A 22,488-nucleotide genomic window follows, 5' to 3' on the forward strand; every position below is an offset into this window, starting at 1 on the left:
CCATGGCATGACGGTCGGGAGCGTTGGTCAAGGATTGTGCATGTTCCTGTTTGAGCCGGTCTATCGGCCGCAACCGCCGGTGCTGGCCGGAGACAGTATCTACTTGCGACCACCTTTGCTGGCCGATTATCGCGCCTGGTCGACCTTGCGCGAAATGAGCCGCGCCTTCCTTGAACCCTGGGAGCCGCTCTGGGGCGACAATGCCCTCTCGCGCGGCAGTTTCCGCGGCCGCATCAGCCGCGTGGTGCGCGAATGGAACGGCGATCTCGGCTATTCCTTCCACATCTTTGCGACCGGCCGCGACAACCTGCCCCGCGACACGCTGCTCGGCGGCGTCAATCTCAACAACGTCCGGCGCCTCTCGGCACAAAGCTGCAATCTCGGCTATTGGATGGGCGAACCTTATGCGGGCCTCGGTCTGATGCGCGCGGCACTTGAATTGCTGCTGCCCTTTGCCTTTGCCACGCCCGATGACGACCGCCCCGGTCTGGGGCTGCACCGCATCGACGCCGCCTGCATTCCGGGCAATGACCGCAGCCGCCGCCTGTTGCGCCGTTGCGGCTTCCATGAAATTGGCCTCGCGCCCTCTTATCTGAAGATCAACGGCACCTGGCGCGACCACATCTGCCACCAGTTGCTGGCTGAGGACTTTGCAAGGTTCGGGACTCCAGAAAATAGCTCTGTCACCCGATGGCACGGGTGAGATCAGGGATAGTCGCATGCAAGCTGGCGCTCTGTTTACCGAGAGCGAGATAAACGCTGGCCCGCTAGGTGGGGTTTTGGTTGCCGTCCCCGACGCGGCAGCCAGGCCGATCGCATTGATCCTCCCGGGATCGGGGCCGACGGACCGGGACGGCAACAATCCCTTAGGCATACAGGCGGCACCCTATCGCCTCCTTGCTCATGCACTCGGCAACCGCGGCATTTCTTCGGTTCGGATCGACAAGCGCGGCCTGTTCTCCAGCGCTGGAGCAACGGCCGATGCCAATGCGGTGACCATTGCGGACTACGTCGACGATGCCGGCGTATGGCTGAACCGCATTGGGCAGGTGACCGACGCCAAGGACATTTGGCTTATCGGTCACAGCGAGGGCGGATTGATTGCTCTTGCCACGGCACTGGCATGTCGCCGCATCACCGGCCTGATATTGTTGGCCACGCCGGGGCGAAGACTTGGCGCCATCCTCCGATCCCAATTGATGGCCAACCCGGCCAACGCCGCGTTGCTCGATCAGGCCATGCAGGCGATTGATGCATTAGAGCGCGGCGTCCACGTTGACGATACAACACTGCATCCGGCTTTGATGCCGCTCTTCAGAGGAGAAGTGCAATCGTTTTTGATTGATGCACTGTCCTATGATCCGATCGACCTCTTGCGTCGTGTGGCGGTGCCCGTTCTCGTGCTTCAAGGTGACAAGGATCTCCAGGTCGATACTGAGGACGCCTGCCTTCTTGCCGCGGCACGCCCGGGCGTCGACGTTCTTATTCCGCCTGGCGTCAACCATGTCTTGAAGACAGTAACTACGGATGACCGGGCGGCGAATTTGGCCGCGTACGGCGATCCAAATCTACCACTAAGCCCGGCAATTGCGGACGCCATATCCGATTACATCAACAACCGGAGACAGCCGCAATGATGGCTACGCGTGGCCGATGTCGCCCGACAAAGCCGTGATGCTGGCGCCGAGTTTGCCGATGGAGCGTTCCCATTTGTCGTTGAGATCGTCGTCGAAGATGAGCGCTTCGTCGGCGGGTACGTTGAGCCAGGCATTGGCCTGCATTTCGGCATCGAGCTGACCCGGTCCCCAGCCGGCATATCCCAGTGCCAGTACGGAACGACGCGGACCGTTGCCGGCGGCGATGTCGCGCAAGATATCGAGCGTCGCGGTGAGGCCGATGTCGGAACCGACCTTCAGCGTGGCGTCTTCGGTGTAGTCCGATGAATGCAGCACGAAGCCGCGCCCGGTTTCCACCGGCCCGCCGGAACGGATGCGGATATGTTCGGCATTCTGCACCGAGTCGATGCCGAGCTGGCTGAGGAGGTCCGGAAAACTGAGCGCGCCGACCAGGCGGTTGAGGATCAGCCCCATGGCACCGTCGCTGGTATGGGCACAAAGATAGATCACCGTGCGCGTGAAGCGGGCATCGCGCATCTGCGGCATCGCGACGAGCAATTGCCCGGTCATAAAGCCTTGATGTAAAAGACCTTTATGCATGGCGACCCATTCGTTGGTGGCGGCAAAATGACGCGCCGCCGATGAAACAAGCCAAGTGCGCCATTCGTAGTACCTTAAGGGTATAATTGCGCCGGAAAGTTGGCAAATAGTGAATCCCTTGGCTGAGATCAATCCTTCGCGACCCGGTTGGCACATCATGGTGTTGAGCGCGCTGGCGCTCTGCACGTTCCTCCAGCCAGCCATGGCCGGGGATTCGGCGCGGACCGAGCAGACCGATGTGCGGCTGATGTCGGCCGTCACCGCAACGGGCGATCTCAAGAATGTACCGCTCGGTGTCTCCATCGCCATGAAGCCGGGCTGGAAGACCTATTGGCGCAGCCCCGGCGATGCGGGCTTTGCCCCCAGCATCGACATTTCGGGATCGACGAATGTGGCGGCCCTCGGCATCGCCTATCCCGTGCCGCACCGCTTCGAACTCTTTGGCCTGCAGACCTTCGGCTATGGCGAAGAGGTTGTCTTCCCCTTGACGCTGACGGTGGCGAACCCGGGCGCGCCGGTGAGCCTCCATGCCAGGCTGCGCTATCTGGTCTGCGAGCAGGTCTGCATCCCTTATGAGCATGATCTCTCCCTCGACCTGCCGGCTGGTCCCGCGCAGGTGAGCAATGACGCCGCCCTCATCAGCCGTTTCCAGGCGCTGGTGCCGGATGCCGGCGCACGCGCACGCTTCGCCTTGACCGGCCTCACCGTTGCTGGCGAAACACTCTCCGTCACGCTCCGCTCCGATGGATTGCCGTTCGCCAAACCCGACGCCGTTGTCGAGGCGCCAAGCGGGCTCTATTTCGACAAGCCGAAGGTCGAGTTGCTGGGCGATGGCCACGAGGCCAGGCTGTCGCTGCCCATCCAGCGCGATCCCGGCGGGCCGGATCCGGCAAGCACGGCACTGACCCTCACCGTCTTCGACGGCATGCGCGCGCTGGAGCAGAAGATCGTGCCGGCGTTGTTCGCGGCACCAGCCGGCGGCGTTCAGGCAACCCAGCCTGCCACCAATTTAGGGCCGATGCTGCTGGTGGCCTTGCTCGGCGGCCTCATCCTCAACGTCATGCCCTGCGTTCTGCCGGTGTTGCTGCTGAAGCTCAGCCATGTGCTGGAATCCGCCGGTGCCGCGCGCAATCACTTGCGCGCCAGCTTCGTTGCCAGTGCCGCCGGCATCGTCACGGCCTTTGGCGTGCTGGCCGGCATTCTCATCGCCATCAAGGCCGGTGGCGCCACGATCGGCTGGGGCATCCAGTTCCAGCAACCGCTATTCCTTGGCGCGCTTGCCCTGCTGTGCCTCGTTCTTGCCGCCAACACCTGGGGCTGGTTCCAGATTCAGGTGCCGGCCATTGCCGGTGCGCTTGGCAATCTCACGGACCGGGCAGAGCCCAGGCGGCCGTTGTTGGCGAGTTTCCTTTCCGGCGTGCTGGCGACGATCCTTGCCACGCCTTGCTCGGCGCCCTTCGTCGGCACGGCCGTCGGTTTTGCGCTGGCGCGGGGACCGCAGGAGATCGCGCTGATCTTCATCGCCCTGGGAACCGGCCTTGCCCTTCCCTATCTCGCCATTGCCGCCATGCCGGGCCTGGTTGCCTGGCTGCCGCGCCCAGGTGCCTGGATGCTGTGGCTGAAGCGGGCACTCGGCCTCTCTCTCGCCGCAACCGGCCTGTGGCTCGGCTTCATCCTGGCGCAGCAGACCGGCTTGCTTGCCGCGACGCAACGGGCCGACGGCATCGCCTGGACCAAGTTCGATGCCGCCGCCATTCCCGGCCTCGTCGCCGAGGGCAAGGTCGTCTTCGTCGATGTCACCGCGGAATGGTGCCTGACCTGCAAGGCCAACAAGGAATTCGTGCTCACCAAGGCGCCGGTTGCGGGTGCCTTGGGTGAAACCATGCCGATGCTCGCCGACTGGACCAGGCCGAATCCGGCCATCAGCGCCTATCTGGCCGAATTCGGCCGCTTCGGCATTCCCATGAATGTTGTCTATGGCCCCAAGGCACCGCAGGGCATTCTGCTGCCCGAATTGCTGTCCAGTGACGATGTCATGACGGCCCTCAAACAGGCCAAATAACCGCAACTTTCGGCTTGGCTTTGCGTGCTTGGCAATGGGCGCCCGGCAGGCCTATATCTAGACGCGTATCGGCCTGCGCCGGCTATTGCCATGACGATGGTCACGCAGGCTTGGAAATCTGGGAAAGGACGCACTCATGACGATCAAGATTGGCGACAAGATCCCCGCGGTCTCGCTGAAGACCATGGACAAGGACGGCATGCAGACGCTTTCCACCGACGACATCTTCAAGGGGAAGAAAGTCGTCTTGTTCGCGCTGCCCGGCGCCTTCACGCCGACCTGCTCGGCCAAGCATCTGCCGGGCTTCATCACCAATGCCGGCGCCATCAAAGGCAAGGGCGTCGACACCATCGCCTGCCTGTCGGTCAACGATGCCTTCGTCATGGACGCCTGGGGCAAGGCGCAGAATGCCGGCGAAAACGTGCTGATGCTGGCCGACGGCAATGCCGACTTTTCCAAGGCGGTCGGCCTCACCATGGACGGGACGGGTTACGGCATGGGCATTCGCGCCAGCCGCTATGCCATGGTGGTCGATGACGGCGTGGTGAAGGCGCTGAATGTCGAAGCGCCCGGCGCCTTCGAAGTCTCCAGTGCCGAATCGATCATGAAGGCGCTCTAAAGCCTTTAATCGCTTGCTCGACGACAGGGCGGTAGCGCAAGCTGCCGCCCTTCTCTTTTGCTCACGGGTTCCATGACGGCCGATTCGCCGCATCTTCAGCTTTCCCCCGCACCGGCGCATGCTGCATTGGAGATCCTGCAGCGCGTCTACGGCCATGAACGTTTCCGTGGACGGCAAAGCGACATCATCGATCACGTGGCCAACGGTGGCGACGCCCTGGTCTTGATGCCAACCGGCGGCGGCAAATCGGTCTGCTACCAGATCCCGGCCATGCTGCGCGATGGCGTCGGCATCGTCGTTTCGCCGCTCATCGCCCTCATGCATGACCAGGTGGCGGCGCTGCAACAGATGGGTGTCGCGGCGGCGGTACTCAATTCCAGCCTGACGCTCGATGAGATGCGCGAGGTCGAGGGGCAGCTGCGCCGTGGCGCCTTGCAGCTGCTCTACGTCGCGCCGGAACGATTGTTGACGCCGCGCTTCCTCGACCTGTTGCACGGTTTGAAGATCGCGCTTTTCGCCATTGACGAGGCGCATTGTGTCTCGCAATGGGGGCATGACTTCCGCCCTGAATACATTCAGCTGTCAGTGCTCCACCAGCAGTTCCCAAATGTGCCGCGCATCGCCCTCACCGCCACCGCCGACCGCGAGACGCGGGAGGAAATCCGCCAGCGCCTCGCGCTCCAAGAGGCGGAAGTCTATCTCACCTCCTTCGATCGGCCGAACATTCGCTACCGCGTCACCGAACGGACCGATGCCAAGCGCCAATTGCTGGCGCTGATCGAGGGCGAACATAAGGGCGAGGCCGGCATCGTCTATTGCCAGTCGCGCAAGAAGGTCGAGGAAACCGCTGTCTGGCTGGCGGCTAAGGGCATCAAAGCGCTGCCCTATCATGCCGGCATGGATGCCGAGAAACGACGCCGCAACCAGGAGCGTTTCCTGCGCGAGGATGGTGTCGTCATGGTGGCCACCATCGCCTTCGGCATGGGCATCGACAAGCCGGACGTGCGCTTTGTGGCGCATCTTGATCTGCCAAGTTCCATCGAAGCCTATTACCAGGAGACCGGCCGCGCCGGGCGCGATGGCGCCCCGGCCGAAGCGTGGCTCGCCTTCGGCCTCGCCGATGTTGTGCTGCTGCGTCGGCGCATCGAGGAATCCGAGCTTTCCGACCAGCGTAAGGTCGTGAGCCGGCGCAAGCTCGATTCCTTGCTCGCTTTCTGCGAAGCGACGACCTGCCGACGCGTGGCCTTGCTAGCCTATCTCGGCGAAACATCACAGCCTTGCGGCAATTGCGATATATGCCTCGAGCCCGGCGACACCTGGGATGCGACCGTGGCGGCACAGAAGCTGCTCTCCGCGTGCTGGCGCACGGGGCAGCGTTTCGGCATCGGCCATCTGATCGATGTGCTGCGCGGCGAGACGACCGAAAAGGTAACGCGCTTTGCCCATGAGCAACTGCCGGTCTTCGGCATCGGCCGCGACGTCGACACGCAGGTGTGGAAGACGCTCGGGCGCCAGTTGGTCTCGCTGGGCTATCTCATTGTCGACACCGAACAGTTCAACACGCTGGCCGTGAGCGAGACGGCGCGACCATTGCTGAAGGGCGAAACCACCTTCATGATGCGCCGCCCGACCGTGAAGATGGGCCGCGGCAATCGCCGCCCGCGCGGGTCGACCGAAGCGACGGTGGCGGCTGCCCTCACCCGTGCCGATGTGCCACCGGATCTGTGGGAGGCATTGCGGGACCGGCGCCGCGACCTTGCCACCGCGCAGAACCTGCCGCCTTATGTCATCTTTCATGATGCGACGCTGTTGGCGATCGCCCAGGCAAAGCCCGCGCGGCTGGAGGATTTTCTCCACATCCCCGGCATCGGCGAACGGAAGATGAAGCGCTACGGCGCCGATTTCCTGGAAGTGCTGGCGGCGTTTCGGTAGCCCCTCTCCCCCACCCTCCCCCACGTTGGGGGGAGGGAGTCCCATCGAGTTCGCAGCGACAGCGACGATAAGCTGGCTCAAATTCCCTCCCCCCACGTGGGGGAGGGTTAGGGAGAGGGGGCGTCAGAACGCGATCTCGGCCGCCTTCTTGACACTGACCGCCTTCGGCCCGGCGTCGAAGCCATCGAGCAACATGTTGTGATGAGCGATGATCTGGTCGTAGGTGAGAGCACCCCTGTCACCCGTCATATGCCCATCGCTGATCAGCGTCACGTCATAGCCCATAGTCACGGCACGCCGCGTCGTGGTGTCGACGCAATACTGCGTCATGCAGCCACCCACCACCAGATGCGTGATGCCGCGCTTTTGCAGTTCGTCCTGCAGACTGGTTTCATAGAATGAATCGCAGGCTGTCTTGTGGACCAGCGCCTCGCCCGGCAACGGCGCAATCTCCGGTCGCAGCTCCCAGCCCGGCAGGCCTTTGGCGAGGCGATGATCGCCCTGGTCATTGTGCTGCACGACGACGACGGGCACGCCTGCTTTACGCGCCTTCTCCTGCAGATCATGGAGGCGGCCCACGACGACATCGAGCGCCCGGTCGAGAACGGGCTGGCGGTCCGGCGCTCCGGCGCCGGCGAGGATCGCCTTCTGCACGTCGATAATCAGCAAGGCGGTCGTCATCGGCAGCTCCTATCTCTCAGCGCGGAATGGCACCACGCGCGAGCGCATCGGCGCGCTCATTTTCGTCATGGCCGGCATGGCCCTTGACCCAGATCCATTCGATTTTATGACCTTTCAGCGCCGCGTCCAGACGCTGCCACAGATCGACATTCTTCACGGGTTTTTTGTCGGCCGTCTTCCAGCCGTTCTTCTTCCAGCCATGGATCCAGGCGGTGATGCCGTTCTTCACATATTGGCTGTCGGTATGGATGCGCACATTGACGGCACTTTTCAGTGCCTCGAGCGCCGCGATGGCCGCCATCAATTCCATGCGGTTGTTGGTCGTGGCCGGCTCGCCGCCCGAAAGTTCCTTCTCGGTCGTACCATAGCGCAGGATGGCCCCCCAGCCGCCCGGGCCGGGATTGCCGCTGCAGGCACCGTCGGTGAAGACATCAACCGTCTTGAGATCGGTCATAGGCCGTAGGCGGCGACGCTTTTCGCCTGCTGATGGAAGCGGAGCTTCTTCAAATATTCGAGCGGATCCTTGGGACTGACGAAGGCGCCCGGGGGGTGATTGAGCCAATCATAGAGGCGTGTCAGCAGGAAGCGCAGGGCGCCGCCGCGCGCCAATACCGGCATCGCCGCCAGCTCGGCCTCCGGCAGAGGCCGCAACTTGGCATAGCTCTCGATCATCAGCTTCGCCTTCGTGACATTGAACTCACCCTTCTGCTCGAAGCACCAGGCATTGAGGCAGATGGCGACGTCGTAGACGAGGAAGTCGGTGCAGGCGAAATAGAAATCGATGAGGCCCGAGAGCCGGTCGCCAAGGAAGAAGACATTGTCGGGGAAGAGATCGGCATGGATGACGCCGACCTCGAGATCCTGCGGCCAGTTCTTCTCCAAGAACGCCAACTCGTCCTGGATGGTGTCGGCCAGACCCGGCGAAACTTCGTCAGCCCGGTCCTTGGTGTTGGCAACCAAGGTGCGCCAGCCGGCGAGCGACAGGTTGTTCGGCCGCTTCAGGGCGAAATCGCGGCCCTTGATGTGGAGATCGGCCATGGCGCCGCCGAGCAATTGGCAATGGCGCTCGGTCGGACGGCGCGGCCACATGCCCTCAAGAAACGAGATGATCGCCGCCGGCCGGCCGCACAGCTCGCGTAAGGCTTCCCCATCCCTGGCCTTGATCGGCGTCGGGCAGCTCAACCCCTTGGCGGCCAGATGCTCCATCAACCCCAGGAAGAACGGCAGATCAGAGCGGTTCACTCGCTTCTCATAAAGGGTCAGGATGTAGCTGCCCTTGGTCGTGCGCATGAGGAAGTTCGAATTCTCGACGCCCTCGGCAATCCCCTTGCAGGAAACAACCTCACCGATGTCATAGGCTTTGACGAAGGCTGCAAGCTCCCCATCCGGCACTTCGGTATAAACAGCCATGGTGATGTTCCGGATTGGTTAGGCGGTGAGAGCGCGGGGCAGCTTGAAATGCGTCGTCTCGGTCGTGACCGAAACCTCGTCGGTGTCGATGTCATAGCGGTCGCGCAGGGCACCGATCACTTCCTGCACCAGAATCTCCGGCGCCGAGGCGCCTGCCGTGATGCCGACCGTCTTGACGCCATCGAACCAGGACCAGTCGATCTCGGCGGCCTTCTGCACCAGATGGGCCTCCGGGCAGCCGGCGACACGCGCCACCTCGACCAGACGGCGGGAATTCGACGAGTTCGGCGCACCGATCACCAGCATCAAATCGCATTTCTCGGCGATGGCTTTGACGGCCTGCTGGCGGTTGGTGGTGGCGTAGCAGATGTCTTCCTTGCGCGGTCCGTGGATGTCCGGGAAACGGCGCTTCAGCACGGCGATGATGCCGATCGTATCGTCGATCGACAGCGTGGTCTGCGTGATGAAGGCAAGATTACGCGGGTCCTTCACCTCGATCTTTTCAGCGTCTTCGGCTGTCTCGACCAGCGACACCGCGCCCTCGGGCAATTGGCCGATGGTACCGATCACTTCCGGATGGCCGGCATGGCCGATGAGGATGATGTGCTGGCCGGTGGCATAATGCCCTTCCGCCTCGCGGTGCACCTTGGAGACCAGCGGGCAAGTGGCATCGAGATACATGAGCTCGCGCCGCTCGGCATCTTCCGGCACGGATTTCGGGACGCCATGGGCCGAGAACACGACCGGGAACTTGCCCGGAATTTCGTCCAGCTCCTCGACGAAGACGGCGCCCTTCTTTTCCAGCGCCTCGACCACATGACGATTGTGGACGATTTCGTGGCGCACATAGACCGGGGCGCCATAGCGCTCCAAAGCCCGCTCGACGATCTGGATGGCACGGTCCACGCCCGCACAGAAGCCACGGGGGGCGGCCAGATAGACGGTCAGCTTGCTTTTGCTCATCGACAGGCCCAGTAGCGGGTGGGTTTGGCTGGTGAATGTGCCTGGAATATAGGGTTTTCGGTTTGCCGTGCAATGCCAAAGGGCGGAATGAAGCCATCGAATTCCCGCACGCCACAGCCGGGTCGCCGTCTTGTCGAAGGCCGGCCGCTCATTTAAAGTCGTCCAACAGGGTTAATTTGGTCGAGATATGGCGCGCCGTCACGGAGCGACCGGTTTGGACCGCTTGAGGGGAAATGGCCAAGATGACGGATCCGCAGATCGCGCAGAAAGCGCCGTTCAAGATCGATGTCGAAGCTGGCAAATCCTATTTCTGGTGCGCCTGTGGGCGCAGCCAAAAGCAGCCTTTTTGCGACGGCTCGCATAAAGGCACCGGCCTCAGCCCCATCAAATTCGACGCCACTGCAGCCAAGGCCGTGTTTTTCTGCGGCTGCAAGCATTCCCAGAAAGCACCGCTTTGCGACGGCACGCACGCGAATCTCTGAACAGCGGCACCGGTCGCACGGAAAGGATGACGATGAACTCGATGAGCACATTGGGGCGCAATCTTCTTGGCCTCATGGGCGCCGGCTTGTTGCTGAGCGCCTGTGTGGACCCGATTGCACAACAATCGCGCCCCTGCCCGATGGTCAAGGTGATCCAGGACGCGGCCTATCTCACCCGCTTTGCCGGCGAGGCCGAGGATCTCGCTGAGACGTCGTTCGAGGCGCGCATCGGGCGATCGAAGTCCTTTTGCACTTATGTGATCAACACGGACACCGGCGAGACGACGATCCGCAGCGAACTCAGCATCGAATTCGCAGCCTCGCGCGGGCCTAAGAATCCGGACAGTGCCGCCAAGTTCAACTACTGGGTTCGCGTGGTGGGGCCTGGCAACAGCCAGCTTTCCAGTCAGACTTTGGATGTCGAAATCCCATTCACCGCGGCCAAGGTGCAGGCGACGGCGCAGGACCAGGTCAATATCCTGACCCCCCTCAAGAAGGGTGAGACCGGCGATTTTTATCGCATCTATATCGGCCTCGCGGTCAACGAGAAAGAGCTCGACTACAACCGGCGCAATCCCCAGTTCTGACGCTCCAGGCCCGGCCGCGTAGCGACTCGGTATGCCGCATCTGCACATAAAAATGCCGCTTGACGGATAGTCGCGCACAGGCCCATGTTGCGCGCGGCAAAACCCGTCGTCGGGAGAGACCTCGCCCCAGCCAGAGTGACTGGGGTCAGGCGCCGAAGGAGCAACCGCCCCCGGAAACTCTCAGGCAAAAGGACCGACACGGGGAAAAACTCTGGAAAGCGGATGGCCCCACACCTGGGCTTCATCCCACCGAAGGAGTAAACCGCCAGCCTTGATCGGCGCGCCTCGTCGCGCGCCAGGGCCGACGGCCAATCTCTCAGGTCCCGAAGACAGAGGGGGGTCGCGCGGGTAACGGAAACGTTGCCCGGTCGCGGTCGCCATTCGTCGGAGGGTTCATCTCTTGAGTTCCGGTTCCGGGGTCGACGCACCCCTTCTCGTCACTGCCCTGCATGATCTTCACATCGCCTTGGGCGCCAAAATGGTGCCCTTTGCCGGATACGACATGCCCGTGCAGTACCCGGCCGGGATCCTGGCCGAGCATCTCCACACCCGCGCTGGCGCAGGCCTGTTCGACGTTTCGCATATGGGCCAGATCCGCATCCGTGCCGAGAGTTTTGCGGCAGCGGCCGCAGCGGTCGAGCGCCTGTGTCCAGCGGACTTCCAGGCCCTGAAGCCCGGCCAGCAGCGCTACAGCTTCTTCACCGATAACAGCGGCGGCATCCTCGACGACCTCATGGTCACGCGCCTGGGCGCCGGCGACGACCGCGATCACTTGTTCATGGTCGTGAATGCCGGCTGCAAGGATTCCGACATCGCGCATCTCAAGGCCAATCTCGGCGCGCGCTGCGAGATTGAGGTGCTTGCCGACCGCTCCCTCGTCGCGCTGCAAGGACCGCTGGCGGCGGCCGTCTTCGCGCGGCTTGCACCGGACAGCGCCAAGCTGAAATTCATGAACGGTGCGGCGCTGAAGGCTGCAGGATTTGACGTCATCGCCACGCGCTCCGGCTATACCGGCGAAGATGGTTTCGAGATCTCGGTCGCCAATGCCGATATCGCGGCCTTTGCCAAGAAACTGCTGGATGAGCCGGAAGTAAATCCGATCGGTCTTGGTGCGCGCGATTCGCTGCGGCTTGAAGCCGGGCTCTGCCTTTACGGCAACGACATCACGGAAAAAACCAACCCAGTCGAGGCCGGCCTTGTCTGGGCGATGCAGAAGCGCCGCCGCGAGGAAGGCGGCTTCCCCGGCGCCGGCATCATCCAGCGCCAGCTCGCCGAAGGCCCGTCGCGCTTGCGTGTCGGCATCCTGCCGGAAGGGAAAGCCCCGGCCCGCGCCCATACCGAGATCACCGATGCGGGCGGCCGCGTCATTGGCGAGATCACCTCGGGCGGCTTCGGTCCGTCGCTGGGGGCGCCGCTTGCCATGGGCTATGTCGAAAAGGCCCATGCCACGATCGGCACGAGCGTCAATCTGATGGTCCGCGGCAAGGCATTGCCGGCGAAAATCGCCGCCATGCCTTTCGTCGCCCATCGTTATCAGCGCTGACCCGTCGTGGTCAGCTTCACCGGAGAGAGGCGCGACGATCCGTCGAAGCGCCGCAACAAAAACGAGGAGAGTTTCATGAGCGGCATTCGCTTTTCGAAGGATCATGAATGGGTGAAGGTCGACGGTGATGTCGCCACCATCGGCATCAGCCCCTATGCCCAGGAACAGCTGGGTGATGTCGTTTTCGTCGACCTGCCGGCCATCGGCAAGAAGGTCGAGAAGGGCAAGGAACTGGCCGTGGTCGAATCCGTGAAGGCGGCCAGCGAAGTCTACGCCCCGGTTTCCGGCGAAGTGGTCGAAGTGAACGATGCATTGGGCGATGCACCCGGCACCGTCAATGAAGACGCGCTCGGCAAAGGCTGGTTCGCCAAGGTGAAGATGTCGAACAAGGCCGAGCTCGACGGCTTGATGGACGACGCCGCCTACAAGACCTTCTGTGCCAATTCACATTAACTGGGGACTGCACTGACATGCGCTATTTGCCGATGACCGAGGTCGATCGCCAGGCGATGCTGGCGAAGATCGGCGTTCCCTCGGTCGAAAGTCTTTATGCCGACGTGCCGAATGGCGCGCTGCAGAAGGCGCCCATCGCCGGCCTCTCCAACCACATGGCGGAAATGGAGGTCGAACGCTTCATCGGCGCCATGGCCAGGAAGAATGTCGGCACCAATGATGTACCGAGCTTCCTCGGCGCCGGCGCCTATCGCCATCATGTCCCAGCCTCGGTCGACCATCTGATCCAGCGCGGGGAATTTCTCACCTCCTATACGCCCTACCAGCCGGAAGTGGCTCAAGGGACGCTGCAATACCTGTTCGAGTTCCAGACGCAGGTAGCCCTCCTTACCGGCATGGATGTCGCCAACGCCTCGATGTATGACGGCGCCACCTCGACCACCGAGGCCGTCGCCATGGCGAACCGCGTCACACGCCGGAAAAAGGCGATCCTCTCCGGCGGGCTGCACCCGCATTACCGCGAAGTCGTCGAAACCCATGGCCGCCACACCGGCTTCGAGACCGTCTCGGCGCCGCTCGATGCAACGGGCAAGGAAGACCTCGGGCAACTGCTCGGCCCAGACGTCTCCTGCGTCGTCGTGCAGAATCCAAGCTTCTTCGGCCATGTCCACGACCTCAAGGCCCTCGCCGATGCCGTCCATGCGGCTGGCGCGCTCCTCATCGTCGTGGTGACCGAAATTGTCTCGCTGGGCCTCATCACCCCGCCCGGCGAAATGGGCGCCGATATCGTGACCGCGGAAGGCCAGTCGATCGGCAATCCGCTGGGCTTCGGTGGTCCCTATGTCGGCCTCTTCGCGGCACGTGAAAAATTCCTGCGCCAGATGCCGGGCCGCCTTGCCGGTCAGACCGTCGATGTCGACGGGCGACGCGGTTGGGTGCTGACGCTCTCCACCCGCGAACAGCATATCCGGCGCGAGAAGGCCACCAGCAATATCTGCACCAATTCCGGCCTTTGCGCCTTGGCCTTCACCATTCACATGTCGCTGCTCGGTGAAACGGGGCTCAACCATCTGGCGCGCCTCAACCACGCCTATGCCAGTGTGCTGGCCGACCGCCTTGCCGCCATTCCCGGCGTGAAGCTCATCAATGATAGCTTCTTCAACGAGTTCACATTGCAATTGCCCAAGCCGGCGATCTCCGTTGTCGAGGCCTTGGCGCAGCGCCGCATCCTCGGCGGCGTCCCGGTGGCGCGCCTCGTCAACGACAAGGCGGCGGAGAATCTGCTGCTCGTCGCCGCAACCGAGCTCACCACCGAGGCCGAAATGGATGCCCTCGAGGCCGGCCTGAAAGAGGTCCTGAAATGACCACACCCAATCCCCTCACCAACACCATCTCCGGCAATCGCGGTCTGCAGATCGAAGAGCCGTTGATCTTCGAGATGGACGCCCCGGGTCGTTCCGGCGTCGATCTGCCGGCGATCCCCACGCATAAGGAACGCTTAGGGGGAATGAAGCGCAAAGGCGAGGTCGGCCTGCCGGGCTTGGGCGAAAGCCAGGTCGTGCGCCACTACACCAAGCTCAGCCAGAAGAACTATGCGATCGACATGTCGGTCTATCCGCTGGGCTCGTGCACGATGAAGCACAACCCGCGCCTTAATGAGAAGATCGCGCGACTTCCCGGTATTGCCGATCTCCACCCGATGCAGCCGGTCTCCACCGTGCAGGGCGCCTTGGAGATCATCGATACGCTGGCGCATTGGCTGAAAACGCTGACCGGGATGCCGGCCGTCGCCATGTCGCCCGCGGCCGGCGCTCATGGCGAACTCTGCGGTATGCTGACCATCCGCGCCGCGCATCTGGCGAAGGGTGATGCCAGAAAGCGCATCCTGGTACCGGAATCGGCCCATGGGACCAACCCCGCGACGGCAGCATCGATCGGCTATGACGTCGATCCGGTGCCGGCCGATGACCGTGGCCGCGTCGATCTTGCGGCCTTCAAGGCCAAGCTGGGTCCCGATGTCGCCGGCACCATGATCACCAACCCCAACACCTGCGGCCTGTTCGAGAACGACATCATCGACATCGCCGATGCGATCCACGGGGCCGGTGGCTACTTCTATTGCGACGGCGCCAATTTCAACGCCATCGTCGGCCGCGTGCGACCGGGTGATCTCGGCGTCGATGCGATGCATATCAATCTGCACAAGACCTTCTCGACGCCCCATGGCGGCGGCGGTCCGGGTGCGGGGCCCGTCGTCCTCTCGGAAGCCCTCGCCCCTTACGCGCCGATCCCATACGTGACGCATGGCAAGAACGGCTTCGACCTCGTGGAGCATGACGCCAGCGGTACGTCTTTCGGGCGCCTGAAAGGCTTCCACGGCCAGATGGGCATGTTCACCCGCGCCCTCTCCTACATCCTCAGCCATGGCGCCGATGGCTTGCGCCAGGTCTCAGGGGATGCGGTCTTGAACGCCAATTACCTGCAGGCCACTTTGCGCAGCGACCTCACCGCCGCCTTCCCCGGCACCTGCATGCATGAGGCGCTGTTCAATGACGACTTCCTGGAAGGGACCGGTGTCACCACGCTCGATTTTGCCAAGGCGATGATCGACGAGGGCTATCACCCGATGACCATGTATTTCCCGCTGGTCGTTCATGGCGCGCTGCTGATGGAGCCCACCGAGACCGAGAGCAAGATCGGCCTCGATCGTTATATCGAGGTGGTGCAGGGTCTGGCACGCCGGGCCAAGGGTGGCGACGCCGCCTATTTCCAGGGCGCTCCCTACCACACGCCGCGCCGGCGCCTCGACGAAACCCTGGCCGCCCGCCAGCCGATCCTGCGCTGGAAGCCGGAACAGGCGAAGAAAGCGGCAGAGTAATCTTGTCTGTCGCTGAGAACGCCTTCCCTTGCCGAGGTGAGGGGAGGCGTTTTAGTTTGCGGTCTTGCGGAACTGCCGCGGCGACACGCCGAACATGTCGCGGAAGCTGCGGCTGAAATGGGCCGCGTCGCTGAAGCCGTGGGCAAAGGCGATTTCCGATATGCGCGCGGTTGGCCGCGCCAGCAGGTCGTCGCGGCAGCGTTGCAAACGCTGCTGCCAGATCCAGCGTTCGACGGTGTGTCCGCCCGACTGGAACAGCCGGTGCAGCTGCCGCTCCGAAATCCCAGCAGCCCGGGCGATATCGTCTGGCCGCAGATCCGGATCGGCCAGATTTTGCAGGATGAAATCCTGAATGCGCCGCCGCATGGCGCGGTGATAGCCGCCATCGGCATCGTCTTCGACCGCGCTCAGCGAGGTGGCAAGGAGGTCGAGCGTCGCACGGAGGATCGGCGCAGTGCCGCTCAAGGGTAAGGCAGCACCCTCGCGCGCCAGCGCACGCAGATGCGTTGCAAACAACGCCCCTGGACCGCGTCGCCCGCTGACCGGGCGCAACACGAGATCCTCCGCCTGTGGCAGGCGTTCGGCCACCAGTTCGTGGGGCAGCAGCAGCGTGATCTTTTCCAGATCCTGCGGCAGGCCAAAGGCAATCGGCCGGGTGCTGTCCCACAGGGTGAAGGAACCCTGCTCCAGCATGATTTCGCGACCGCCCTGGGTCAGTTTCTCACGGCCCTTGAGGACATAGAGGATGCCAAAGAGCGGCTGCTGCAGTTGCGCGATCTCCGCCTTGCCGCGACGCCCCTCGCACGGGTCGCAGGCACAATGCACGATCTGCGCCTGGCCGATCGCCTGCTGGCGAAAGCGCGCCCGATAATCTCCCTCCAGGCGACGCGGCAGATCCCAGGGTAGATGCGTGGCGCTGACCGCATCGCGCCACCAATCATATTGGCGAGCACCCGGCAGATGATCGCTGGAGTGAATGGTGGTGGCGTCTAGCTGCATCGCGGTCACACATCTGGCTGGCACGGTGAAGCAAGTAATTGGGCAGGGTCGGGCAAGATGGCGGCGACCGACCGTCGCATACTGTCCCTTAGAATCCGGGACCAGTCAATTCAACGAGTATCCGGAGCTTCAGGAGGAGACGAAAATGGCCGGTAGCCAATCGGGTACCCATGCGCCCGCCGATAGCAATCCCGCCGACATCATGTGCCAGACCGAGAAGATGGCATGGATCCCGTTCACGGATGCCATTTCCTACAAGGTGCTGCGGACCAGCGCGGAAACAGGCACCTGGACGGTTCTGTTCAAATGCGACAAGGGCTCCAGCTTCGCGCCACATTTTCACTATGGTGCCGGCGAATATCTGATGCTGAAGGGTGTCATGGATTACCGCGCCGGCATCGCGCGCGCCGGCGACTATGGTTATGAACCCCTCGGCGTCTATCACGAACGCACCGAATTCGTCGAAGACACGGTGCTGTGGTTCTCGAATCACGGGCCGGTCGCGTTCGTTAATCCCGACAAGTCGATCCTGATGATGCTCGACTGGAAGTTCTTCGCCGACGCTCAGGCCAAGCAGGCGCTGGCCGCCTGACACCAGCCGATCATCACAATCGCGGGGGAGACCGTCATTATGCCGACACGGCAGCAATGGCTGTGGATGTATGAGACCATGGTCAAATCGCGCGCCTTCGAGGAGCGCATCGCCACTGCCTATTTCGAGGGAAAATCGCCGGTCTTCAACATGGCCAACGGGCCGATCCCCGGCGAGATGCATCTCTCCAACGGCCAGGAGCCCTGCGCAGTGGGTGTTTGTGCGCATCTCACCGCCGCCGATTTCGTGACCGCGACACACCGGCCGCATCACATCGCCATCGCCAAGGGCGTCGATCTCGACGCCATGGCGGCGGAGATCTTCGGCAAGAAGACCGGCCTCTCCGGCGGCCGCGGCGGGCACATGCATATCTTTGATGCCCGGGTCAATTTCGCCTGTTCCGGCATCATTGCGCAGGGAATGGGCCCGGCGGTGGGGGCTGCCACCGCCTTCAAATTGCGGCATGAGACGCGCGTCGCGGTCGCGTTCATCGGCGAAGGTGCCGCCAATCAGGGCGCCTTCCATGAATCCTTGAACCTCGCCGCCGTATGGCAGGCGCCGGTCGTCTTCGTGATCGAGGACAATGGTTGGGGCATTTCGGTGGCCAAGGCGCAATCGACCGCCATCGCCCATAATGACAGCCGCGCCGCGGCCTATGGCATGCCGGGGCGTCGTGTGGCCGGGAACGACCCGGCCGCCATCTTCGCCGTGGCTGGCGAGGCCATTGCCCGCGCGCGCGCCGGCGCTGGCCCCAGCCTCATCGAGATCGAGACATCGCGCCTTGCCGGTCACTTCATCGGCGATGCCGAGGGCTACCGTCCAGCGGGCGAAAAAGACGCACTCTTCGCCCGCGACCCCATCGTGGTTCTGCGTGAGAAATTGCTGGCCGAGCAGATCATGAGCGAGGCCGATGACTTGGCTGCCGTGAAGCGGGCCGAAAGCGCCGTCGAGCAGGCGATTGCCAAGGCACGTGCCGCACCCTTCCCCGCTGCTGCGGAAGCCTTCGACCATGTCTTTGCCTGATCCGGAGTGCACCACATGACCGCCACTGCGACAGCCACGATTCTCCCCAACCGCGCCAAGCGCAATCTCACCATCGCCAAGGCGATGGCCGAGGCCCTCGCCCAGGAAATGCGGCGCGATTCCTCCGTGCTGGTGATGGGCGAGGATATCGGGCAGCTGGGTGGCGTCTTTGGGAATACCCGCGGTCTCTTGGAGGAGTTCGGGCCAGCGCGCGTCCGCGACACGCCCATCTCCGAGACCGGCTTCATCGGTGCCGCCGTCGGCATGGCGGCGGTCGGCATGCGGCCGGTGGTCGAACTGATGTTCGTCGATTTCTTCGGCGTCTGCATGGATGCGATCTATAACCTCGCTGCCAAGAACTGTTATTTCTCCGGTGGCCAGGCCGGGGTGCCGATGGTGCTGATGACATCGGTCGGTGGCGGCTATGGCGATGCCGGCCAGCACAGCCAATGCCTTTACGGTACCTTTGCCCACCTGCCGGGCATGAAAGTGATGGTGCCCAGCAATGCCTATGACGCCAAGGGGCTGATGCTCGCCGCCATTCGCGACGACAATCCCGTGATCTTCATGTTCCACAAGGCCCTGCAGGGCATGGGTTGGCTGGGTACCGTCCAGGGCAGCATCAATGACGTGCCGGAAGACGATTACACCGTACCCTTCGGCCAGGCCGCCATCGCCCGCGTGGGCAAGGATGTCACCATCGTCGGCCTTGGCGCCACGGTGCATCTCGCCCTCGACGCAGCGCAGGAACTGATCGCGGCAGGCATCGATGCGGAAGTGGTCGATCTGCGCTCTCTGGTGCCGCTGGATCGCGTCACGGTCAATGCCTCGGTCGCCAAGACGGGCCGGCTGCTGGTGGTGGACGAGGATTATTTGAGCTACGGCGTCTCGGGCGAGATCATCGCCTCGGTGGTCGAGGCCGGGACCAGCCTCAAAACGCCGCCACGGCGCATCGCCTTTCCGGACATTCCCATTCCCTTCAGCCCGGCGCTGGAACGCCCAGCCTTGCCCAGCGCCGAGAAGATCGTGGCGGCGGCCACCGCCATGATGCGGGGCGGCCGATGATTCCGGTGGTCATTCCGCCCGACCTCTGGGAAGGGGAGATCGAAGGCGCTGTCTCTGCCTGGCTGTTCGCCGATGGCGATCCTGTGCGCACCGGCGACCTCATCGCCGAGGTGATGGTCGAGAAAACCAGTTATGACGTGACCGCCCCTGCCGATGGTATGCTGCAGATCCGCATTCCGGCGGAAAAACCCTTCAAGCGCGGCGCCATCATTGCCGCGATCGGCTGAGGACGGCGCTTATCTGGCAGTTTGAGACGATTTCCGACGGCGATATCGACGGCGATGTACGGCTTCTCGATCAATTGAGTGTCGGCACGCCGGCTTTGGCGCGCCTGTGGCAGACGACGCCTTGCCTCGCCGTGCCGTCGCGCGTCGCGTCCTTGCCGGGCTTCACCGAAGCTGCCGCAGCGGCCGAGGCACGGGGCTGGCCGGTGCATGTCCGTGCGACCGGCGGCGCGCCGGTGCCGCAGTTTCCGGGCATGCTCAATCTCGCGTTGGCCTACCGGCTGGATGCCGACCGGCCCTGGTCGCTGGACGATGGCTATCGGCATCTGGCCCATGTGCTGACAACCTCCCTGGGGCAACTTGGCCTTGCCGCGGAAACCGGCGAGATCGCCGACGCCTTCTGCCCCGGCCGCTACGACCTCAGCCTGGGCGGGCGCAAGATTGCCGGTCTCGCTCAGCGCCGGCGCCGCACTGCCGATGGCGGCCAGGCGGTCCTCGCCCATGCCTGCCTGCTGGTCGATGGTGATCTGTCGGTTCCCTTCGCGGCGCTGGCTGCATTCGAAGACGCTTTCATGCCGGCGCGCAAATGGCGCATCAATGCCGCGACGACAATCGCGGCACACCGGTCCGCTCAAGACAATATTGCCGACGTGACACGCGCCATCGGCGACAGCTTGCGCCGCGACGAATCCCCCGCTTACATCGTGGCAACGCCAACCAAAGCATGAGCCGCTGATATGTCGACCGCGCCTGAGCCCATCGCCGCCGAGATCACCTATGACGATTTCCGCAAGGTCGACATCCGGGTCGGCACGATCGTGGCGGCGGAGCCCTACCCAGAAGCGCGGCGGCCGGCCTATAAGCTCACGATCGATTTCGGGCCCGAGCTCGGGCAGAAGCGATCCTCCGCCCAGATCACCAAGCGCTATACCTTGGATGAACTGGTTGGGCGCCAGGTCGCGGCCGTCGCCAATTTCCCCAAGAAGCAGATCGGCAAATTCATGTCCGAGGTACTGGTGCTTGGCTTCCCGGACGAACATGGCGAAGTCGTGCTCATCAGCCCGACCCTGGGCATCCCCAATGGCGGCCGCCTTTACTGACTTTAACAAGTATTTACTTTTCTAATTTCCAGCGGGACCATGGCCCTCTTTAAGGAGGCATGGCGATGGCGTGGATCGATGTGGCGGCGGCCGATGAACTGGCGGCCGCGAAGAAGCTGGTGGTCCGGCATGAGGGCCGCCAGATCCTGCTGCTGGAGACCGCGGCCGGGCTCTTCGCCTGCGTCAATCGCTGCCCGCATGAAGGCTATCCGTTACGCGAAGGGAGCCTCAGTGGTGACGCCGGAACCTGCGTCCTCACCTGCAACTGGCATAATTGGAAATTCGATCTGATGAGCGGCGAAACCTTGGTCGGCGGCGACAAGCTGCGCCGGTTTCCCATCCGCCGAACCGACACGCGCATCGAAATCGACATCACCGCCGATGACGCCACCGCCAGGCGCGCCACCATCCTCGCCGGGATCGAGAAAGCTCTTTACGACGACGACGCACAGCGCCAGAGCCGCGAGATCGCGCGCCTGATGCGCTTGAAGCTCGATCCGCTCGATGCCGTCCGCCAGGCGCTCATCTGGGCCAGCGACCGTTTGGAATTCGGCACCACCCATGCCATCGGCGCGGCACCCGACTGGCTGACGCTGGCGCGAGACGTACCCGCCGAAGACTGCCTCGTCGCCCTGGGCGAAATCCTGGCGCATCTCTCCGACGATGCGCGCGATCGGACGCGCTACCCCTTCGCCGCGGGCACCGCGGATTGGGACGAAGCCAAATTCGCCGCCGCTGTCGAGGCCCAGGACGAAGCCGTGGCCCTGCGCCTGATGCGCGGTGGCCTTGCCCGCCCGCTTTCCACGGACATCTGGCGCCGCGTGCTGACGAAAATCGCCCTCGCCCATTACGCCGATTTCGGACACGCGCTGATCTATGCCGTGAAATCGATGGACCTTGTCGACTTGCTGGGGCCGGCAGTGGCGGAACCGCTGCTCAGCCCCTATGTCCGTGCGCTCTGCTACAGCACGCGCGAAGACCTACTGCCGGAATTCCGCAGCTATGCGGCCGAACTCGCCCGCTGGGGCCAAGCGGATTCAGGACCGGCATCGATCGGCATCGACATGTTGCGGCGTGGCTCCGCCAAATCGGCGATGGCGCTTGTTCGCGGCTGGTCGGCCACTGCGGGGCGGCAGGTGATCTGGCCGGCTTTGCTTGAAACCGCCGCCTGGCAATTGCTCCATGCTGACGAAGCCCGATTCTGGAGCGTTGACCAGCGTCTCTCGGAAAACGCCAATTGGCTGGATCTCACCCATACGCTGACCTTTGCCGATGCCGGCTGGCAGGCGGCCACCCTTTCACCAGAACTTTGGCCGGCGATCCAGCTGCAGCTTGCCTGCTTCGTCGGCCGCAACACGGCCTTCGTCGATCCCGAATGTGACGTGGCGCACTATCGTGTTGAGGACCCTGGCCTTTTCTGGCGCGAGGCGCGGTTGGGCTTGCTTGACCATGGGCGTGGCCGCTTCATTATTTCGGCACATCTCACCAAGACCTTAATGGCCGCAGAACGCCTGGCGTCGGGCCAACCCCATCTGGCGCCCTTGCTGGCCAGCGCACTCAACCGCTTCCTGAAAGCGCCGATCAAAGAACGTCATACCCGCCGCACCGCACGCCAGATGCTGGACCTGGTGGCGCAGGAATAGGCGCCGACAAGGCACC

The 22,488-nt window shown here is 63.3% G+C and carries 24 protein-coding genes and 2 riboswitches; of the genes, 18 read left to right on the top strand and 6 right to left on the bottom strand.

Annotation, left to right across the window (positions count from 1 at the left end; all coding sequences use genetic code 11):
• Positions 1–40 precede the first annotated feature (40 nt).
• Positions 41–703, top strand: coding sequence for a GNAT family N-acetyltransferase (locus SMD31_RS05630; protein WP_320499820.1), 663 nt, complete (start codon positions 41–43; stop codon positions 701–703).
• A gap of 16 nt (positions 704–719) precedes the next feature.
• Positions 720–1,637: an alpha/beta hydrolase gene (locus SMD31_RS05635; RefSeq protein WP_320499821.1), complete on the top strand. Its 918-nt coding sequence runs from the start codon at positions 720–722 to the stop codon at positions 1,635–1,637.
• Between the two features lie 3 nt (positions 1,638–1,640).
• Here the strand turns inward: SMD31_RS05635 and SMD31_RS05640 are convergent, their stop codons facing one another.
• Positions 1,641–2,186: a YqgE/AlgH family protein gene (locus tag SMD31_RS05640; RefSeq protein ID WP_320499822.1), complete on the bottom strand. Its 546-nt coding sequence runs from the start codon at positions 2,184–2,186 to the stop codon at positions 1,641–1,643.
• Between the two features lie 187 nt (positions 2,187–2,373).
• On the opposite strand from SMD31_RS05640, the gene SMD31_RS05645 reads away from it, so the two are divergent.
• The 3 genes from SMD31_RS05645 to recQ all read left to right on the top strand — a co-directional run bounded on the left by SMD31_RS05645 (position 2,374) and on the right by recQ (position 6,829).
• Entirely contained in the window at positions 2,374–4,278 is a 1,905-nt protein-coding gene (locus SMD31_RS05645) for a protein-disulfide reductase DsbD domain-containing protein (protein ID WP_320499823.1), read from the top strand.
• 136 nt (positions 4,279–4,414) lie between these two features.
• Positions 4,415–4,897, top strand: a complete 483-nt coding sequence (locus tag SMD31_RS05650; protein WP_320499824.1) for a peroxiredoxin — start codon at positions 4,415–4,417, stop codon at positions 4,895–4,897.
• A gap of 72 nt (positions 4,898–4,969) precedes the next feature.
• A complete protein-coding gene (gene recQ, locus SMD31_RS05655) occupies positions 4,970–6,829 on the top strand; it encodes a DNA helicase RecQ (protein WP_320499825.1) in 1,860 nt (619 codons plus the stop codon).
• A gap of 123 nt (positions 6,830–6,952) precedes the next feature.
• Here the strand turns inward: recQ and SMD31_RS05660 are convergent, their stop codons facing one another.
• From SMD31_RS05660 to ispH, 4 genes are read right to left on the bottom strand one after another with little or no spacing between them, the layout of a single operon-like run.
• Positions 6,953–7,510: a cysteine hydrolase family protein gene (locus SMD31_RS05660; RefSeq protein ID WP_320499826.1), complete on the bottom strand. Its 558-nt coding sequence runs from the start codon at positions 7,508–7,510 to the stop codon at positions 6,953–6,955.
• Between the two features lie 16 nt (positions 7,511–7,526).
• Complete coding sequence (gene rnhA, locus SMD31_RS05665; RefSeq protein ID WP_320499827.1) at positions 7,527–7,964, bottom strand: ribonuclease HI; 438 nt, start codon at positions 7,962–7,964, stop codon at positions 7,527–7,529.
• Positions 7,961–8,920 carry a homoserine kinase gene (locus tag SMD31_RS05670; protein ID WP_320499828.1) on the bottom strand — a complete coding sequence of 320 codons (960 nt, stop codon included), beginning with the start codon at positions 8,918–8,920 and terminating at the stop codon, positions 7,961–7,963. The genes rnhA and SMD31_RS05670 overlap by 4 nt, the downstream gene beginning before the upstream one ends.
• Positions 8,921–8,938: 18 nt before the next feature.
• Positions 8,939–9,883: a 4-hydroxy-3-methylbut-2-enyl diphosphate reductase gene (gene ispH, locus SMD31_RS05675; protein WP_320499829.1), complete on the bottom strand. Its 945-nt coding sequence runs from the start codon at positions 9,881–9,883 to the stop codon at positions 8,939–8,941.
• A gap of 233 nt (positions 9,884–10,116) precedes the next feature.
• On the opposite strand from ispH, the gene SMD31_RS05680 reads away from it, so the two are divergent.
• The 6 genes from SMD31_RS05680 to gcvPB all read left to right on the top strand — a co-directional run bounded on the left by SMD31_RS05680 (position 10,117) and on the right by gcvPB (position 15,826).
• The gene (locus SMD31_RS05680; protein ID WP_320499830.1) at positions 10,117–10,365 is read left to right on the top strand and encodes a CDGSH iron-sulfur domain-containing protein; all 249 of its coding nucleotides are present in this window, start codon (positions 10,117–10,119) and stop codon (positions 10,363–10,365) included.
• Positions 10,366–10,397: 32 nt separating this feature from the next.
• Positions 10,398–10,952: a hypothetical protein gene (locus tag SMD31_RS05685; RefSeq protein ID WP_320499831.1), complete on the top strand. Its 555-nt coding sequence runs from the start codon at positions 10,398–10,400 to the stop codon at positions 10,950–10,952.
• A 99-nt stretch (positions 10,953–11,051) separates the two neighbouring features.
• Positions 11,052–11,158: riboswitch (glycine riboswitch) on the top strand.
• Positions 11,159–11,161: 3 nt separating this feature from the next.
• A riboswitch (glycine riboswitch) is annotated at positions 11,162–11,287 on the top strand.
• A 65-nt stretch (positions 11,288–11,352) separates the two neighbouring features.
• Complete coding sequence (gcvT, locus tag SMD31_RS05690; protein ID WP_320499832.1) at positions 11,353–12,495, top strand: glycine cleavage system aminomethyltransferase GcvT; 1,143 nt, start codon at positions 11,353–11,355, stop codon at positions 12,493–12,495.
• Between the two features lie 75 nt (positions 12,496–12,570).
• Positions 12,571–12,948 (top strand): glycine cleavage system protein GcvH, encoded by a 378-nt coding sequence (gcvH, locus tag SMD31_RS05695; RefSeq protein WP_320499833.1) that lies wholly within the window; start codon positions 12,571–12,573, stop codon positions 12,946–12,948.
• A gap of 17 nt (positions 12,949–12,965) precedes the next feature.
• Positions 12,966–14,312 (top strand): aminomethyl-transferring glycine dehydrogenase subunit GcvPA, encoded by a 1,347-nt coding sequence (gene gcvPA, locus SMD31_RS05700; protein WP_320499834.1) that lies wholly within the window; start codon positions 12,966–12,968, stop codon positions 14,310–14,312.
• Positions 14,309–15,826: an aminomethyl-transferring glycine dehydrogenase subunit GcvPB gene (gene gcvPB / locus SMD31_RS05705; RefSeq protein ID WP_320499835.1), complete on the top strand. Its 1,518-nt coding sequence runs from the start codon at positions 14,309–14,311 to the stop codon at positions 15,824–15,826. Before gcvPA ends, gcvPB begins: the two co-directional genes overlap by 4 nt.
• A gap of 51 nt (positions 15,827–15,877) precedes the next feature.
• Here gcvPB and SMD31_RS05710 read toward each other — a convergent pair whose 3' ends face one another.
• On the bottom strand, positions 15,878–16,825 hold the full coding sequence (locus tag SMD31_RS05710; protein ID WP_320499836.1) for a helix-turn-helix domain-containing protein: 948 nt from the start codon (positions 16,823–16,825) through the stop codon (positions 15,878–15,880).
• 145 nt (positions 16,826–16,970) lie between these two features.
• Here SMD31_RS05710 and SMD31_RS05715 point away from each other — a divergent pair, with 145 nt between their 5' ends.
• From SMD31_RS05715 to SMD31_RS05745, 7 genes are all read left to right on the top strand, one after another.
• A complete protein-coding gene (locus SMD31_RS05715; protein WP_320499837.1) occupies positions 16,971–17,417 on the top strand; it encodes a 2,4'-dihydroxyacetophenone dioxygenase family protein in 447 nt (148 codons plus the stop codon).
• 39 nt (positions 17,418–17,456) lie between these two features.
• Positions 17,457–18,440: a thiamine pyrophosphate-dependent dehydrogenase E1 component subunit alpha gene (locus tag SMD31_RS05720; RefSeq protein WP_320499838.1), complete on the top strand. Its 984-nt coding sequence runs from the start codon at positions 17,457–17,459 to the stop codon at positions 18,438–18,440.
• A 15-nt stretch (positions 18,441–18,455) separates the two neighbouring features.
• On the top strand, positions 18,456–19,505 hold the full coding sequence (locus tag SMD31_RS05725) for an alpha-ketoacid dehydrogenase subunit beta (RefSeq protein WP_320499839.1): 1,050 nt from the start codon (positions 18,456–18,458) through the stop codon (positions 19,503–19,505).
• Entirely contained in the window at positions 19,502–19,732 is a 231-nt protein-coding gene (locus SMD31_RS05730; protein WP_320499840.1) for a lipoyl domain-containing protein, read from the top strand. Before SMD31_RS05725 ends, SMD31_RS05730 begins: the two co-directional genes overlap by 4 nt.
• Before the next feature lie 74 nt (positions 19,733–19,806).
• On the top strand, positions 19,807–20,457 hold the full coding sequence (locus SMD31_RS05735; protein WP_320499841.1) for a lipoate--protein ligase family protein: 651 nt from the start codon (positions 19,807–19,809) through the stop codon (positions 20,455–20,457).
• A 9-nt stretch (positions 20,458–20,466) separates the two neighbouring features.
• On the top strand, positions 20,467–20,829 hold the full coding sequence (locus SMD31_RS05740; protein WP_320499842.1) for a tRNA-binding protein: 363 nt from the start codon (positions 20,467–20,469) through the stop codon (positions 20,827–20,829).
• Positions 20,830–20,894: 65 nt separating this feature from the next.
• Positions 20,895–22,472 (top strand): Rieske (2Fe-2S) protein, encoded by a 1,578-nt coding sequence (locus SMD31_RS05745; protein WP_320499843.1) that lies wholly within the window; start codon positions 20,895–20,897, stop codon positions 22,470–22,472.
• Positions 22,473–22,488 lie beyond the last annotated feature (16 nt).

The sequence above is a fragment of the Dongia rigui genome (assembly GCF_034044635.1).
In the GTDB taxonomy this organism is placed as follows: domain Bacteria; phylum Pseudomonadota; class Alphaproteobacteria; order Dongiales; family Dongiaceae; genus Dongia; species Dongia rigui.

Excerpts from the sequence above, each read along its gene's own strand:
- SMD31_RS05630 (WP_320499820.1), top strand. The coding sequence starts at position 41 with ATGTTCCTGTTTGAGCCGGTCTATCGGCCGCAACCGCCGGTGCTGGCC.
- SMD31_RS05635 (WP_320499821.1), top strand. The coding sequence starts at position 720 with ATGCAAGCTGGCGCTCTGTTTACCGAGAGCGAGATAAACGCTGGCCCG.
- SMD31_RS05640 (WP_320499822.1), bottom strand. The coding sequence starts at position 2,186 with ATGACCGGGCAATTGCTCGTCGCGATGCCGCAGATGCGCGATGCCCGC.
- SMD31_RS05645 (WP_320499823.1), top strand. The coding sequence starts at position 2,374 with ATGGTGTTGAGCGCGCTGGCGCTCTGCACGTTCCTCCAGCCAGCCATG.
- SMD31_RS05650 (WP_320499824.1), top strand. The coding sequence starts at position 4,415 with ATGACGATCAAGATTGGCGACAAGATCCCCGCGGTCTCGCTGAAGACC.
- recQ (WP_320499825.1), top strand. The coding sequence starts at position 4,970 with ATGACGGCCGATTCGCCGCATCTTCAGCTTTCCCCCGCACCGGCGCAT.
- SMD31_RS05660 (WP_320499826.1), bottom strand. The coding sequence starts at position 7,510 with ATGACGACCGCCTTGCTGATTATCGACGTGCAGAAGGCGATCCTCGCC.
- rnhA (WP_320499827.1), bottom strand. The coding sequence starts at position 7,964 with ATGACCGATCTCAAGACGGTTGATGTCTTCACCGACGGTGCCTGCAGC.
- SMD31_RS05670 (WP_320499828.1), bottom strand. The coding sequence starts at position 8,920 with ATGGCTGTTTATACCGAAGTGCCGGATGGGGAGCTTGCAGCCTTCGTC.
- ispH (WP_320499829.1), bottom strand. The coding sequence starts at position 9,883 with ATGAGCAAAAGCAAGCTGACCGTCTATCTGGCCGCCCCCCGTGGCTTC.
- SMD31_RS05680 (WP_320499830.1), top strand. The coding sequence starts at position 10,117 with ATGGCCAAGATGACGGATCCGCAGATCGCGCAGAAAGCGCCGTTCAAG.
- SMD31_RS05685 (WP_320499831.1), top strand. The coding sequence starts at position 10,398 with ATGAACTCGATGAGCACATTGGGGCGCAATCTTCTTGGCCTCATGGGC.
- gcvH (WP_320499833.1), top strand. The coding sequence starts at position 12,571 with ATGAGCGGCATTCGCTTTTCGAAGGATCATGAATGGGTGAAGGTCGAC.
- gcvPA (WP_320499834.1), top strand. The coding sequence starts at position 12,966 with ATGCGCTATTTGCCGATGACCGAGGTCGATCGCCAGGCGATGCTGGCG.
- gcvPB (WP_320499835.1), top strand. The coding sequence starts at position 14,309 with ATGACCACACCCAATCCCCTCACCAACACCATCTCCGGCAATCGCGGT.
- SMD31_RS05710 (WP_320499836.1), bottom strand. The coding sequence starts at position 16,825 with ATGCAGCTAGACGCCACCACCATTCACTCCAGCGATCATCTGCCGGGT.
- SMD31_RS05715 (WP_320499837.1), top strand. The coding sequence starts at position 16,971 with ATGGCCGGTAGCCAATCGGGTACCCATGCGCCCGCCGATAGCAATCCC.
- SMD31_RS05720 (WP_320499838.1), top strand. The coding sequence starts at position 17,457 with ATGCCGACACGGCAGCAATGGCTGTGGATGTATGAGACCATGGTCAAA.
- SMD31_RS05725 (WP_320499839.1), top strand. The coding sequence starts at position 18,456 with ATGACCGCCACTGCGACAGCCACGATTCTCCCCAACCGCGCCAAGCGC.
- SMD31_RS05730 (WP_320499840.1), top strand. The coding sequence starts at position 19,502 with ATGATTCCGGTGGTCATTCCGCCCGACCTCTGGGAAGGGGAGATCGAA.
- SMD31_RS05740 (WP_320499842.1), top strand. The coding sequence starts at position 20,467 with ATGTCGACCGCGCCTGAGCCCATCGCCGCCGAGATCACCTATGACGAT.
- SMD31_RS05745 (WP_320499843.1), top strand. The coding sequence starts at position 20,895 with ATGGCGTGGATCGATGTGGCGGCGGCCGATGAACTGGCGGCCGCGAAG.